Genomic DNA, 15,993 nt, shown 5'->3' with positions numbered 1-15,993 from the left:
GAGGGACCGTGACGTACCGGGTTGAGACCTACGAGAAGACCTTCGCGGGGCACGAACCGTTCATCGCCCAGCACCGCTCGCACGGCACCGGCATCCTGCCCGCCTCCGTGCAACTGGAGATGGCCCTGCTGGGTGTCGCCCAGCGCCGGAGCTTCACCCCACTCGAACTCGCCGACGTCTCCTTCGTCCGGCCGTTCACCGTGGGCGACGGCGAGCGGGTCACCGCCCGGTTGGACGCGACCATCGGCGAACCGATCCGGTTCGAGCTGAGCGCGGTCACCCCGGACGGTCGGAAGACCATCTCGACCGGGTCGGGCCGGACCGTGGCCGCCGAGGTCCGTCCACCTGCCGCGTGGACGGTCACCTGCCCGGTACCGGTCGCCCCCGAGCTGCTCTACCGGAGTTGGTCGGAGGCCAGCCTGGAGTACGGGCCGGACTTCCGGACCGTACGTGCCCTCGCCGTCGGGGACGGCACTGCCGAGGCGACCCTGGAGACGGTGGCCCAGCCGCTGCCCTGGTACGCGCACCCGCTGCTGGTCGACGGGGTGTTCCAGGTGGTGAGCTGTGCCCTCCAGGACCTCACCGGGGGTGCCGGCCCACGGCCGATGCTGCCCATCGGGGTCACCCGGTTCACCCTGCACGCTCAACTGTCCCGGCTGACCGCCGGGGTGACCGTCCGGGTCCGTCGTACCGCCGTGCGGGACGCCTGGTCGGAGGCGGACGCCATCCTGCTCGACCCCGCCGGTCAGGTGGTCGCCGAACTCGGCGGGGTCCGGATGCGGCGGCTGCCCACCACCGCGGCCAGCGCCACACCGGCCAGCGCCACGACGGCCGGCACCAGTGCGGCCAGCGCCACACCGGCCAGTGCCGCGACGGCCGATCCACTGCTCACCCGGATCGACTGGCACCCCGCCGGGGCGACCGCCGGGCGCACCCCCGCGACCGGAACCTGGGTGGTACTGCACCCGGGCCTGCCGGACGGCGTGGGCCCGGCGGTGGTCCGGAGCCTGCGTGCCGACGGCGCCCGGGTGGTCGAGGTGCTGCCCGGGCCGACGAGCACCCCCGGTCCCGACCAGCGGATCATGCCGGAGCCGGACGAACCGGCCTTCCAGCAGCTCTGGGCGGACATCGACGAGCCCGTGGCGGGCGTGGTGCACCTGTGGAACACCGGCCAGGCCCGCCCGGAGACGGCGGAACTGCGGGACGGTCTCTACGCGGTGCTGCACGCCATCAGGACGCTCGGCCAGCGGCAGCGCACCGGCCGGTTCGTGGTCGCCACCGAACACGCCCAGCCGCTGCTGCCGGCGGACCGGCCGGTCCCGGCCCGCGCCGCGCTGTGGGGACTGGTCCGCACCGCCGCCATCGAGTACCCCGGGCTCAAGCCCCGCCTGGTCGACCTCGACCCGGCGTCCGCCGAGGCCCTCGCCGCCGAACTGACCGCCGCCGGCCCGGTCGAGACCGGCTACCGCGCCGGCGTACGCCACGAGCCCAGCCGGGTACCGCTGCCGGCGTTCGACGCCGGGCGGCCCCCGGTCCGGCCCGGCGGCCGGTACCTGATCCTGGGCGGGCACGGCGGGCTCGGCCTGGTGGTGGCCCGCCGGTTCGCCGCCGAGGGAGCCGGCCTGGTCGCCCTGGTCAGCCGTTCCGGTGGCCGCAACGTCGACCCGGACGCGGTGGCGGCCATCGAGGCGTACGGCTGCCGGGTCGTCTCGTACGCCTCGGACGTCGGCGTGCCGGGCGCGCTGGCCGGCACCGTCGCGCAGATCCGGGAACGGTACGGCGACCTGCACGGCGTGGTGCACGCCGCCGGCACGCTCAAGGACGGGCTGCTGCGCAGCGCCACCGTCGAAGACGTGGCCGAGGTGCTGCGGCCCAAGGTGGACGGGGTGCACGCGCTGGCCGAGGCCGTCGACGGGGTGGACCTCGACTTCGCCGTCCTGTTCGCTTCGGTCTCCGGCACCTTCGGCAACCTCGGCCAGGGCGGGTACGCCGCCGCCAACGCCTACCTGGACGCCTTCGCGCACGCCCGGGGCAACCCGTGGACCAGCGTCGACTGGGGGCTGTGGGGCGAGGTCGGCATGGGTACCGCCGTCGCCGAGCAGCTCCGTCGCCGGGGCGTACGGCCGTTGGGCACGGTCGAGGCGCTGGACGCGATGATGACCGCGCTGCGTGACGACGTACGTCAGGTCGTCATCGCGCATCCGGACGCCTCCGCCGCCCCGCCGGCCCCGACGGCTCGCGGAACGTCGTCGGCCGCCACCGGCAGCCCGCCGGCCGGCCGGTCCGGCACCACCACGACCGGTCCCGCCACCACGACCGGTTCCGCCGTCACGACCGGCTCCGGCGACCGGGCCGGCGGGGTCGACGCGGGCCGTACCGATGACGCGGCGGACGCCGAGCGGACCGCCGACGCGCTCGGCGCGTTCCTCGCCGAACGACTGGACCTGGTCGACTTCGACCCGACCGCCCCGCTGACCGACTACGGCATCAACTCGATCGTCAGCGTCGAGTTGGCCGAGGAGCTGTCCCGCCGCTGGCAGGCCACCCTCCCGGCGACCCTGTTCCTCGAGTACGGGGACTTCGCCGAGCTCGCGGACGCGCTGGTCACCCGCTACCGGGCCGCCCCGCCCGCGCCCGAGCCGGACGCAGCGACCGGACCCGGACCCGAGCCGACCGGCACGTCCGAGCCGGACACAGCGACCGGACCCGCGCCCGAGCCGACCAACACCCCTGAGTCGACCGGCACGCCCGAGCCGAACCGTATGCCTGAGCCGGGTCCGCTGGCCGGACCCGCGCCGGAGCCGGCCGGGCCGACCGCCGCGCCGGTCGTCACCACCGCGCCGTCCGTCCTCCCCTCCGTCGCGCCGTCCGTCGTGGACCGCGTCGCGCCGGCCGGGTCGGCCGTCGAGCGGCGCGGGGACGAGATCGCGATCGTCGCCGTCTCCGGTGACCTGCCCGGCGCCGGTGACCTGACCGGCCTGTGGGCGATGCTCCGCGCCGGCGCGGACGCCTTCACCGAGATCCCCGCCGACCGCTGGAACATCGACGAGCACTACCAGCGGCGCGGCCCGAACCTGACCGGCACCTACTGCCGTACCGGCGCGTTCGTCGCCGGCATCGACCGGTTCGACCCGAAGTTCTTCGGGATGGCGGTCCGTGAGGCCGAGGAGATGGACCCGCAGCAGAAGCTGCTGCTGGAGCACGCCTGGTCGGTGGTGGACGACAGCGGCCTCACCGGCCGGCGCGACATCGGTGTCTTCGTCGGGGCCACCTACACCCACCACCGGGACGCCAACGGGCTGGACGCGGTCGGCCCGCACACCGCGCTCGGCTCGATGAACGCCGTCCTGGCCAACCGCATCTCGTACGCGCTGGACCTGACCGGGCCGTCGCAGACCGTGGACACGCTCTGCTCGTCGTCGCTGGTGGCGCTCCAGCAGGCGGTGGTGAGTCTGCGTACCGGTCAGTGCGGGGCGGCCATCGTCGCCGCCTGCCACGTCGGCCTGACCCCGTGGTACTACCGCAGCCTCAGCCAGCTCGGCGCGCTCTCGCCGTCCCGGCCCCGGCCGTTCGACGACCGGGCCGACGGGTTCGTGCCCGGTGAGGGTGCGGTCGCGGTCATGCTCAAGCCCCTCGCGGACGCCGAACGCGACCGGGACCGGATCTGGGCGGTGGTGCGCGGCGCGGCGGTGAACCACGGCGGCCGGGGCAGCGCCCTGCCGGTGCCGCGCAGCGAGGCACAGGTCGCGGTGATCCGGGCCGCCCTCGCCGACGCCGGGCTCGACCCCGCCGACATCTCCCTGGTGGAGACGCACGGCACCGCCACCCGGCTCGGTGACCCCATCGAGATCGCCGCCCTCGCCGAGGTGTTCGGCGCGGCCGGTGACCGACCCGAACCGTGCCAGTTGGGCTCGGTCAAGGCGAACCTCGGCCACCTGGAGCCGGCGAGCGGCCTGGCCGGTCTGGTCAAGGTGCTGCTCTGCCTCCAGCACGGGGAGATCCCCCCGGTGGCCGGGTTCGAGCGGCTCGGTGCCCACATCAACCTGCCCGCCGACCTGCTCGCCATCCCGACCGCGCCCCGACCGTGGCGTTCCGCCGGCCCCCGCCGGGCCGGGATCAGCGCCTTCGGGATGGGCGGGACCAACGCGCACGTGGTGGTCGAGGAGTACGTCGGTACGCCCACCGCCGGCCGCGCCGGCGCGGACCGGTCGGACGGCGAGCACCTGCTCGTGCTCTCCGCGCACACCCCGGACCTGCTGGCCCGCCGGGTGGCGGACGTGTCCCGGCTGATCACCGAGGACACCCCGGTCGACCTGGCCGACCTGTGCTTCTCCGCGGCGGTCGGGCGCAGCCACCTGGCGTACCGGGTGGCGGTGCTCGCCACGGACACCGACGAGCTGGCGGCCGGTCTGCGTCGGGCGCTCGACGCCGGTCCGGACCAGCTGCCCGGTCTGGCGTTGCGCGGTGGCACGGTGCTCCCCGACGGTGCGCCGGTCAGCCGGGAACTGGCCGAACAGCTCGCCCTGTACGCGCCGCTCACCGTGGACCGGATCGCGGCCGAGCTGCGTACCCCCGACGACCGGCTGCTCACCGGGCTGGCCCTGCTCTACGTCGCCGGCCGCGCCGTCGACTGGCGGCGGGTCCACGACGCCGGGCGCGGCACCCGCCGTACCCTGCCGCCGTACCCGTTCCGGGACCGGACCGACCTGCCCCCGGCCGCGCGTCCGGGCGGCCTTCGCGGAGGCCCCGGCGCGTCGGCGGAGGCGCTCCGGCCGGTCGCTCCCGACGCGGAGGCGTTGACCCGGCTGCTCGACGCGCACCGGGTCTTCGGCGAGCCGACCGTGCCGGCGGCGTTCCTGGTCGCCAGCGGCTTCGCCCGGTCGGCCGTCCTGGACCGGCTCGCCTTCACCGCCCGGGCGACCGGCCGGCACCAGCTCACCAGCGACGAGTCCGCCGGACGCGCGGTGACGTTCCGGTACGCCGACCAGCCCGTCGGTCAGCTCTCGCTGGGCGGCGCCCGGCCCACCGAGCCGGACCCGCTGGCCGTGGACCGGGTCCGGGCCGACCACCCGCGCAGCATCGAACCGGCCGGTCTGTACGCCTGGTTCGCCGCCAAGCGGGTCGACTTCGGGCCGACGCTGCGGGTGCTCACCGACATCGGGTACGGCCCGACGAGCGTGTTCGCCGGGATCGCCGTCGACGATCGGGATCCGGGCGTCCGGGTGGTGGCCGCTCTCGACGCGGCCTTCCAGGCCATGGCGGTGCTGACCCTGGCCGACCCGACCGCCTCCACGCTGACCTACCTGCCGGTGTCCGTCGGCCGGGCGGTGCGCTGGCACGATCCGTCCGGCACCGCGTACGTCCACCTGCGACTCACCGAGCAGGACCCGGACGGGAACCGCCGGGCCGACGCCGTCCTGCTGGACGCCGACGGCCGACCGCTGGTCACCCTGACCGACGTGGTCTACCGGCCGGTCCCGGCCCCCGGCACCGTCAGCGGCGGCAGCGGCGACGGTGCCGCTGTGGCGCGTCCCGCCGCCCGGACGGCCGTGTCGGAGTCGGCGGTCGTCGCCCTGGTCCGGGGCGTCCTGCGGGACCCGGAGGTCACCGCCACCGGTTCGCTCGCGGCCACCGGCATCGACTCGATGCTGGCGACCATGGTCGCCGCCGAGATCCAGGAACAGTTCGGGGCGGTGGTGAGCCCGGTGGAGATTCTCCAGGCCCGGGACTGCCGCGAGCTGACCGGGCTGGTCGCGTCCCTCGCTCCCGAGGTCACGTCCCCCGGTTCCGGGGTCACGTCCCCCGAGGTCACTGCCGTCGCTTCCGAGGTCGCGTCCGCCGTTCCCGGGGACGAACCGGGTGGACCCGAGCAGCCCGCCACGCCGGCCGGGCCGGTGCCGGTCGCGGTGACCGATCCGGTCCGGACCCCCTCGGGGACCGGCCGGACCGGCGACGCGGACGGTGGCGGCGCGGACCGTCAGGACATGGCGGTGATCGGGGTCGCCTGCGCGCTGCCCGGCGCGACCGATCCGACCGGCTTCTGGTCGCTGCTGACCGAGGGCGGCAACGGCATCGGACCGGCTCCCACGTTCCGCTGGGCCGGGGCCACCGCTGCCGGTGACGCCGTGGGCGGTTTCCTCGACCGGATCGACGAGTTCGACGCCCGCTTCTTCGACTTCTTCGCCAAGCAGGCCGAGGTACTCGATCCGCAGGTGCGCTGGTTGATGCGGACCGCGTGGGAGGCCCTGGAGTCGGCGGGCATCCCACCGTTGGCGACGCCGTCGTCGACCGGCGTGTTCGTGGGTGCCAGCTACCAGCACTACCGGGACTACAACATCCCGCCGGAACTGGACGCGCCCAGCGGTCTCGGTAACCACAACGCCTTCCTGGCGAATCGGGTGAGTTACTTCCTGGATCTGGTCGGGCCGAGCATGACGATCGACACGTTGTGTTCGTCGTCGTTGGTGGCGCTGCACACCGCGGTGCGCAGTATCCGTAACGGTGAATGCGATCAGGCCATCGTCGCCGGCGTTCGGCTGGCCCTGTCCCCACTGCACTATGTCGCGATGAACAGCCTCCGGGCGCTTTCCCCGACGGGTGCGTCGCGGGCGTTCGATGCGGGTGCGGACGGGTTCGTGCCGGGTGAGGGTGTGGTGACGGTGGTGGTGAAGCCGTTGGTGGATGCGGTGCGGGACGGGGATCGGATTCGGGGGGTGATTCGGGGTTCGGCGGTGAATCACGGTGGTCGGACGTCGGGTCTGACGGTGCCGTCGAGTGCGGCGCAGTCTGAGGTGATCGTGGCGGCGTTGCGGGATGCGGGGGTGTCTCCGGATTCGATCGGGATGGTGGAGGCGCATGGTACGGGGACGTCGTTGGGTGATCCGATTGAGGTGGATGGGTTGTCGCGGGCGTGGCGGTCGTTTACGTCGCGGACGCAGTTTTGTGCGATTGGGTCGTTGAAGTCGAATATTGGGCATTTGGAGCCGGCTGCGGGTTTGGCTGGTGTGGTGAAGGTGTTGTTGGCGTTGGAGGGGGAGCGGATTCCTCCGACGTTGCATGTGGTGCGTCCGAATGATCATATTCGGTTTGAGGGTTCGCCGTTCTTTGTGGCGGATCGGGTGGTGCCGTGGCGTCGGGTGGTGGGTGTGCCGAGGCGTGCTGCGGTGTCGGCGTTCGGTATGGGTGGGGTGAACGCGCATGTGATCGTGGAGGAGGCGCCGTTGCCGGCCGAGCGTGGGCCGGTGTCGCAGGATTCGCACATCGTGCGGGTGTCGGCCGCGTCGGAGGACGCGGTGCGGCGGCTCGCCGGGGCGTACGCGGACGTCTTCGCCGCCGCCACCGATCCCTGGCACACCGCCGACCTCTGCCACACCGCCAACACCGGCCGCTCACCGTTCGGCCACCAGACCGCGGTCACCGGGGCCGACGGTCCCGCCCTCGCCGAGCAGCTCCGGGCGGTCGCCGCCGGCCGCGTCCCGGTGGGCCGGGTCGACGACACCCTCACGACCCCGGTTCCCACGGGCGGCACCGGGTCGACCACCGACTGGCACGCCGCCTTGGCCGAGCTGGTCCGGCAGGGGCACCCCGGCGTGGACTGGGCGGCGCTCTCCGTGCCGGGAGCCCGCGTCGTCGAGCTGCCCACCTACCCGTTCGACCGGAGCCGGTACTGGCACACCCGTACCCCCGCCACCGCCTCCGCCGCCGTCCTGCCCCCGTCCGACGTGGAGCCGCCGCAGGCGTGGCGTACCGGATGGCAGCTCGCCGAGCCGCTCCCGGCCGCCTCCGCGTACGGGATCACCGTGCGGGTGGTCGCCGCGGACCGGGCCACCGGCGGCGCGGTCACCGCGACCCTCTCCGCGCGCGGCGTGGACATCGTCGCCGACGACAAGTCGGCCCGTGGCCTGGTGGTGGTCGCCGCTGCCACCGGACGCCCCGACGACGACACCGACCTGGCGGGCTTCTGGGAGCAGCTCCGGGACCTGCTGGCGGCGCTGCCGTCGCAGGCCCGGGTGGTCTGGGTGGAACAGCACTCGGCCGCCGTCGACGCCGCCGACCGGGCCCGGCTGGACGCGGCGGCGGCCGCCCGGGTGCTCGCCGTCCGGGCCGCCGCCGCCGAGAACCGGCTGGCCGTCGTCGCACTCGACCTCGACCCCACCGATCCGGTGGAGACCCGGGCCCGGCAGATCGCCGCCGAGTTCGCCGCGCTGCGCCCCGGCACCAACGACGTCGTCGCCTACCGCAAGGGCAGCCGGTACGTGCCGGAGCAGCTCCCGGCCCGACCGGGGACACCGGTCGACCTGACCGGCGACGGCTACCACCTGGTGACCGGCGGCCTGGGCGCGATCGGCCGCCGGCTGGTCGCCCACCTGATCGCCGCCGGGGCCCGGCGGGTCGGCATCGTCGGCCGGTCCCCGGTGGACCCGGCCACCGACCCGGTGCTGCGGGAACTCGGAACCCTGGCCGAGGTGGACTACCGGTCGTGCGACGTGGCCGACCAGGCCGCGTTGACCGCCGCCGCCACCGCCTTCGGCCGCCGCTGGGGCCGGCTGCGCGGGGTGGTGCACTGCTCGGGCGGGGTCAACCCGTTCGGGTCGCTGCGGCGGCGGCCCTGGGCCGAGGCGGCCCGGGTCACCGCGCCCAAGGTCGCCGGGTCCCGCAACGTGCTGGACCTGGCCCGTGCCGAGGGCGCCGGCTGGGTCACCCTGGTCTCGTCGATCGCCGGGGCGCTGCCGCACGCCGGTCGCGGGCTGGTCGACTACGCCCTGGCCAACGCGTACCAGCTGGCGCTCGCCGAACAGGCCGGCCCCGACGGTCCGACGGTGACCGCGCACGCCTGGCCCAACTGGACCGGCATCGGCATGGAGGCGGACGCGTCCGTCTCCGCCGGCCACTCCCTCGGCCTGGCGCAGGCGCTGAGCGGGTTCGGCACCCACCTGCTCAGCGGTGGTGCGGTGGTCTTCCCGGGCGCGGCCGCACCGGAGCAGCCGGTCGCCCCGGTACCGGGGGAGCAGCCGTCGACCCCCGCCTCACGGGAGCGACCGATGGTGCCGGTCGTGGCGGAACAGCCAGCGGCGACCGCCGCGCCGGGGCACCGACCGGCCGCTCCGGCAGCCGACCTGACCGGTCCGGCACGCCGGGGAGTTGACCTGACCGGTCCGGCACGTCCGGCAGTCGAGCCGGCCGGTCCGGCCGGGGCGGAGCCGGTACCGGCTGGCGCGCTCGCGGCCGGGACCGACCCGCTCGCCGTGGTGCGCAGCGCCTTCGTCGACGTGCTCGGCGAGGACCCCGGCCTGGTCCCCCTGCCCGACCTGGGGCTGGACTCGCTGGTCATCGCCGACCTGACCAACGCCATCGAACGGCGCGGCGGGATCACCGTCGACCCGTCCGTGGTGATGCGCGCCCGCACCATGGCCGACATCGCGGCCTGGCTCGGTAACGCGTCGGCGGGGACGCCGGCGACCGCCCGGTCCGGGGCCACCCCGGCCGAGGCCGTCCCGTCGTCCGAGGCGACCCGCTCCACGGCCGCCCCGACGGCCACCCTGAGCGCGCTGCTGCGACCCCTGCTGGTCCAGCACGGGCCGGGCGGCCAGTGACATGCCCGACGATCGGTATGGAAGGAGCGACACGACCATGGTCGACGACCGGATCGCGGTGATCGGCATGGCGGTACGGCTTCCCGGCGCCGAGGACGTGCCGGACCTGCGCTGGCTGCTCGGGCAGGACTCCGTCGAGGTCGACGAGGTCCCGCCCAGCCGCTGGGCCCGGCACCTCTACCTCGGCGACGGCGACCACCAGGGCGCCCACCACCGGGGGGCGTTCCTCCAGGACCCGTTCACCTTCGACCACGACGCGTTCGGGCTCACCGCCGCCGAGGCCGTCCGGCTCGACCCGCAGCAGCGGCTCATGCTGGAGGTCGGCGCCCGGGCCCTGGAGGACGCCGGCTACCGGGAGAACCGCCGACGGCTGGGCGCCGGGGTGTTCGTCGCCGCCCGGATGAACTCCTACGGCTTCGACCACCACCGGGGCCTCGGAGCGACCGCCGACACCGGCGCGCCGGTCCCGGCCGCGCTCTGGGGGCGCTCGCAGAACTTCATGGCCGCCTGGCTCTCCGACCGGCTTGACCTGACCGGCCCCAGCCTGGTCGTGGACACCGCCTGCTCGTCCTCGTTGACCGCCGTCTGGTTGGCCTGCCAGAGCCTCGCCGCCGGCAGCTGCGAGCTGGCCGTGGTCGGCGGGGTGGACCTGCTGGTCGACCCGCTGACCTTCGTGCTGCTCTCCCGCACCGGCGCGCTCTCCCCGGACGGGCTGTGCCAGACCTTCGACGAGAAGGCCAACGGGTACGTGCCCGGCGAGGGAGCCGTCGCCCTGGTGCTCAAGCCGATGGGCGCGGCGGTCGCCGACGGTGACCTGATCCTCGGCGCGATCGCCGGCACCGGGGTCAACAACGACGGCCGCACCATGGGCGTGACCACGCCCAACCTGGAGGCGCAGATCGAGCTGCTGGACAAGGTGTACCGGCGGATCGACCCGGGCACCGTCCAGTACGTCGAGACGCACGGCACCGGCACCGCCATCGGTGACCCGATCGAGGTGCGGGCGCTCACCGAGGTCTTCGGCCGGCACGACGTGGCCCGGGGCAGTGTCGCGCTCGGCTCGTTCAAGCGGCGCATCGGGCACCTGCACTCGGCCGCCGGCATGGCCGGACTCGCCAAGATCCTGCTCTGTCTCCGGGACCGGGTCGTCCCGGGCATCCCGATCGACGCCGTCAACCCCCGACTGCGGCTGGACACCAGCCCGTTCCACCTGCCCCCGCAGCCGCTGCCCTGGCCGGACGCGCCGGTCCGGCGGGCCGGGATCAGCGGATTCGGCTTCGGCGGCACCAACGCGCACGTGGTCGCCGAGGCGGTCACCGACCCGACACCCGCCGAACAGGCCGTGTCGACCGGTGTCGGACAGGCCGTGCCGACCGACGCCGCAGGGCCGGGCGAGGCGTCCGGCGCGCCGGCCCGCCGGCCGGTCGAGGTGCTGCCGATCTCCGCCGACACCCCGTACGGGCTGCGGGAACTCGTCGCGCAGTGGTTGGAGTTCCTGCCCGCCACCGGTGCCGACCTGGCCGACGTCTGCGCCACCGCCCGGCTGGCCCGGCCACACCGGGCCGTGCGCTGCACGGTCGTCGGACGGGACGCCGACGAGCTGGCCGCCGCCCTGCGGGCCCGGCTGCTGCATGCCGACGCCCCGCTCGGCGAGACGGCCACGAACCCGGCCACGGTGGCCGTCCGGACGGTCACCGCGTCGACCCCACCGGACTGGCTGCTCGCCCTGCCCCGGGCCGTACCGGCGGTCGGCGAGGTCGTCGGCCGGTTCGAGGCTGCCGTCGGTAGCCCGCTGAGCACCTTCACCGGCCCGCTGCTGCGGATCTGCACCGCCGTGGCGCTGACCGTGGCACTGCGCGACGTGGGCGTACCGGAGCAGGCGGTCGACCTGCCGGCCGGCTGGACGGCGGTCGCCGACTTCGCGTACGGCCGGACCTCCCTGGAGGAGGCCCTCGCCGCCGTCCTGGCCGCCACCCCCGCCGACGACCCCGCGCCCGACGGTGCCGGGGACCTGTGCGCCCGGCTCGCCACCGCCACCGACGACGACCAGGTGGCCGCGGTGTTCGCCACCGTCGCGGCCGAGGTCCACCAGTCCGGTCGGGACGTCGACTGGACCGCCTACCAGGGCGGTGCCCCCTGGCGTCGGCGACTGCTCCCCGTCGCCCAGCCCCGGGGCCTGACGCTGGACCTGCGGGAACCACGCCGCTCCGCCGAACCCGGCGGCCCGACCACGCTGGACCAGGACGCCGGCCCGGCCGGGTACGTCTTCTCCCGGGTGTTCGGCCCGGCTGAGACGCCCACCGCCCAGCACTCCGTGTACCGGCGGATCATGCTGCCCGGCGTCGCCTGGTTCGACTTCCTGCGGCAGGGCGCGGAACTGCGCGGTGACCCGTTCCACGGGGTGCGGGACGTGCTGTTCCACCGTCCGCTGATCCCCACCGGGGCGCACCGGGTGGTGTGCCGGGTCGACGGCCGGGGCCGGTTCACCGTCGAGGACGTCGACGGCAAGCCGTTCGTCACCGGCGGCTACGCGTCCGGGCCCGGCCCGGCCGCCGCCCCGGAACCCCTGGCCGACCTGCTCGCGGGTTGCGCCCGGGTCCACGCCGGATCGGGCGTCTACCGGTGGCTGCGCCGCATCGGCTACCACCACGGTCGCTACTACCGGAACATCTCGTGGGTGGCGAGCCTCGCCACCGGCGGTACCCTCGCCCGGATCGAGGGCGGCCGGCAGCGGGCGATGAACCCGGCCGAGGTGCGACTCTTCCCGGGACTGCTGGACAGCGTCACCATCGCCGCGATCGACCCGGACAACCCGGTGTTCGGCACCGACCGGGCGTCCGCCTTCATCCCGCTCTCCGTCGACCGGGTCACCGTGTACGGCCCGCTCGACGACGCCGCGTACGTGCGTACCGAGGTCGCCTTCTGGAACGAGGAAGCCTGCCGGGTGACCCAGGTGGTCCTCGACGCGCAGGGGCGTCCGCTGCTGGTCTTCGGGGACATCTCCTCCAAGCGGGTACCGGTGCTCGCCTTCACCGACCAGCCGGCCGGCGAGGCGCACCGGGCGGCCGGGACGGTCCCGGCGTCGTCGTCCAGCCCTGTCGCTCCGGCGTCCGTGCCGTCCGGGCCGGTGGCCGGGTCGGTGTCCGGGCCGTCCGCGGCGGTGTCCGGGCCGTCCCCGGTGGCGGACGACGGTTCCCCGGCGGCGGCATCCCGGCCGGCGGTCGTGGCGTCGGGCGGCCCGCTGGGCCGGGCGCTCGGCTGGTTCCTGGCCGAGGCGGGCACCGGCGAGGAGCAGGCCGACACCGAGTTCCTCTCCGCCGGATTCGACTCGGTCGGCCTGGTCGGTCTCAGCGACCGGCTCTCCCGGGAACACGGCCTGGCCCTGTACCCGACCGTGTTCTTCGAGTACCCCACCCCGCGTAGCTTCGCGCAGCACCTGGTCGACGAGGCTCCCGAGTTCGTGGCCTCCCTGCCGGCGTCCACCGCGTCGGAGCCGCCGGCCGGCGGCGCGACCCGGTCCACGCCGTCGCCGGCCGTGTCCGCCGACCCCGCGCCGTCGCCGATCGCGCCATCGCCGTCCGCGTCGGCCGAGCTGCTCGCGTCGTCGCTGTCCACACCCGCCGACCGGGCGGTGTCCGCAGGACCGGGTGTCACGTCGGTGGCGTCCGTCGCCGACGAACCGGCGGACCGTCCGGTGCCCGCCCCGGCCGGGGCCGGAGACCCGGTACGGGACGTCGCCGTGGTGGGGGCGGCGATCCGGGTGCCCACCGCCAACGACCTCGCCGGCTTCTGGTCGCTGCTGCTGGAGGGACGCGACACCGTCCGGACCGTCCCGGACGGCCGCTGGCCCACCGTGGAGGGGCCGGTGCCGAGCGCGTCCTTCCTGGACCGGGTCGACGAGTTCGACCCCACCCCGTTCCGGATCTCCGCACGGGAGGCGCCGCTGATCGACCCGCAGGCCCGGATCGTGTACGAGACCATCTGGGAGGCGTTGGAGGACGCCGGCCGGATGGGACGGGACCGTGACGACCGGATCGGTCTCTGGATCGGCTACAGCCACGACCACTACCACGAGGAACGGTCCCGCAACGGGGTCGCCGCCGGGCGTGGCCTCGGCCTGGAGGCCATGATCCCGAACCGGTTGTCGTACCTGATGGACTGGCACGGGCCGAGCGTGGTGGTGAACACGCTCTGTTCGTCCTCGCTGGTGGCGCTGCACAGCGCGCTCCAGCACCTGCGCGCCGGTGACATCGACACCGCCGTGATCGGTGGGGTGCACGCCGCGATCAGCCCGGAGTACTTCAGCTCGATGGCGGAACTGATGGCCCTCTCGCCGGGGTCCCGGTGCCGCGCGTTCGACGTCTCCGCCGACGGCTTCGTGCCGGGGGAGGGCGCGGTCGCCGTCGTCCTGCGGCGGCGGGCCGACGCCGAACGGGACGGTGACCGGATCCGGGGCCTGATCAAGGGTGCGGCGGTGAACCACGGTGGACGGACCACCCGGTACTCGGCACCGAGTCCGCGCGCCCAGCGCGACGTGATCGTGGCGGCTTTGCGGGATGCGGGGGTGTCTCCGGATTCGATTGGGATGGTGGAGGCGCATGGTACGGGGACGTCGTTGGGTGATCCGATTGAGGTGGATGGGTTGTCGCGGGCGTGGCGGTCGTTTACGTCGCGGACGCAGTTTTGTGCGATTGGGTCGTTGAAGTCGAATATTGGGCATTTGGAGCCGGCTGCGGGTTTGGCTGGTGTGGTGAAGGTGTTGTTGGCGTTGGAGGGGGAGCGGATTCCGCCGACGTTGCATGTGGTGCGTCCGAATGATCATATTCGGTTTGAGGGTTCGCCGTTCTTTGTGGCGGATCGGGTGGTGCCGTGGCGTCGGGTGGTGGGTGTGCCGAGGCGGGCTGCGGTGTCGGCGTTCGGTATGGGTGGGGTGAATGCGCATGTGATCGTGGAGGAGGCGCCGCTGCCGGCTGATCGTCCGGAGGTTCGGCAGGAGTCGCACATTGTGCGGGTGTCGGCCGCGTCGGAGGACGCGGTGCGGCGGCTTGCCGGGGCGTATGCGGAGGCGTTGCCGCAGGCTGCGGATGTTGGTGATGTCGGGTTCACGGCGAATGTGGGTCGGGCGTCGCATCGGTTCCGGGTCGCGGTTTCCGGTGGTGACCGGGATGTGTTGGTGGCGGGGTTGTCGGCGGTGGCGGCGGGTGACCGGCCGGTGGGTCGGTTGGTGAATCAGCCGCCGGTGTCGGTGTTCCTGTTCACCGGGCAGGGGTCGCAGTATCCGGACATGGGTCGTGGTTTGTATGCGACGGAGCCGGTGTTCCGGTCGGCCATCGACGAGTTCCGGGATCTTCTTTCCGCCCGTTCCGGCGTCTCCCTGACGGAGTTGTTGTTCGGTTCCGGCCGGGATGAACTAGTGCAGACGCGGTTCGCGCAGGTGGGAATCGTGGCGGTACAGGTGGGCCTGGTACGACTGCTGGAGTCGTGGGGCGTGCGGCCCGGTGTGGTGGTGGGTCACAGCGTGGGTGAGTTGGCCGCCGGTTGGGCGGCGGGTGTGTTCTCGCTCGATGACCTGGTGCGGTTGGTGGCGGTGCGGGGCGAGCTGATGCAGGCGCAGCCGTCGGACGGGACGATGGCGGTGGCGTTCGCTTCCCCTGACGAGGTGGCCGCTGTGGTGGACCGGTTCCCGGGGGTCGAGGTGGCGGCCTTCAACGGTCCCCGCAACGTCACCCTGTCTGGTCCGGTGGACGCGGTGGAGGCATTCGTCGCAGGGGCGGGGTTGCGGACGCAGCGCCTGTCGGTGAGTCACGCGTTCCATTCGGCGGCGATGGCCGGTGCGGTCGACCCGTTCACGGAGGCGTTCGCCGGGGTCACGACCAACGCGCCGCGGGCGGAGTTCGCGTCGACGGTGACGGGTGCCTGGCACGACGCGGAGTCGGTGGCGGATGCCGGCCTGTGGGGGTCGGGAATCCGGCTGCCGGTGCGGTTCGCGCAGGCCCTGGACGCGGTGCACGCCGCGGGTGGTCGGGTGTTCTGGGAGATCGGCCCGCAACCGGTCCTGGTCGGTCTCGGCCGACAGGCCCTCGGCACCGACGGACTGACCTGGCTCCCCACCCTCCGACGCGACCACACCGACCAGGCGCAACTGCACGCCGCCGTGGCCACGTTCTACAACCACGGCCACGGCGACCTCGACTGGACCGGCATCCACCACGGCAAACACCACCGGATCACCACCATCCCCACCTACCCCTTCGAGCGGCAGCAGTACTGGATCTCGAAAGCCCCGGACGGTGCCGGTGCCGGGCCGGCCGGGCGCGTCACTCCGGTGGAGGAAACGGGGCCACCTAGGATCCGCCTCTATCCGCCCCGTAGGGAAAGCGCACATCGGTAAGGACCATGA

At 74.2% G+C, this 15,993-nt stretch carries 2 protein-coding genes; both read left to right on the top strand.

What is annotated here, in order from left to right:
- Nucleotides 1-8: 8 nt before the first annotated feature.
- Complete coding sequence (locus PVK37_RS24320) at nt 9-9,593, top strand: SDR family NAD(P)-dependent oxidoreductase (RefSeq protein ID WP_275030121.1); 9,585 nt, start codon at nt 9-11, stop codon at nt 9,591-9,593.
- A gap of 37 nt (nt 9,594-9,630) precedes the next feature.
- On the top strand, nt 9,631-15,984 hold the full coding sequence (locus PVK37_RS24315) for a type I polyketide synthase (RefSeq protein ID WP_275030120.1): 6,354 nt from the start codon (nt 9,631-9,633) through the stop codon (nt 15,982-15,984).
- The last annotated feature ends 9 nt before the right edge of the window (nt 15,985-15,993 follow it).

This window comes from Micromonospora cathayae (assembly GCF_028993575.1).
Taxonomy (GTDB): domain Bacteria; phylum Actinomycetota; class Actinomycetes; order Mycobacteriales; family Micromonosporaceae; genus Micromonospora; species Micromonospora cathayae.
This window is presented reverse-complemented; position numbering and strand designations above follow the sequence as displayed.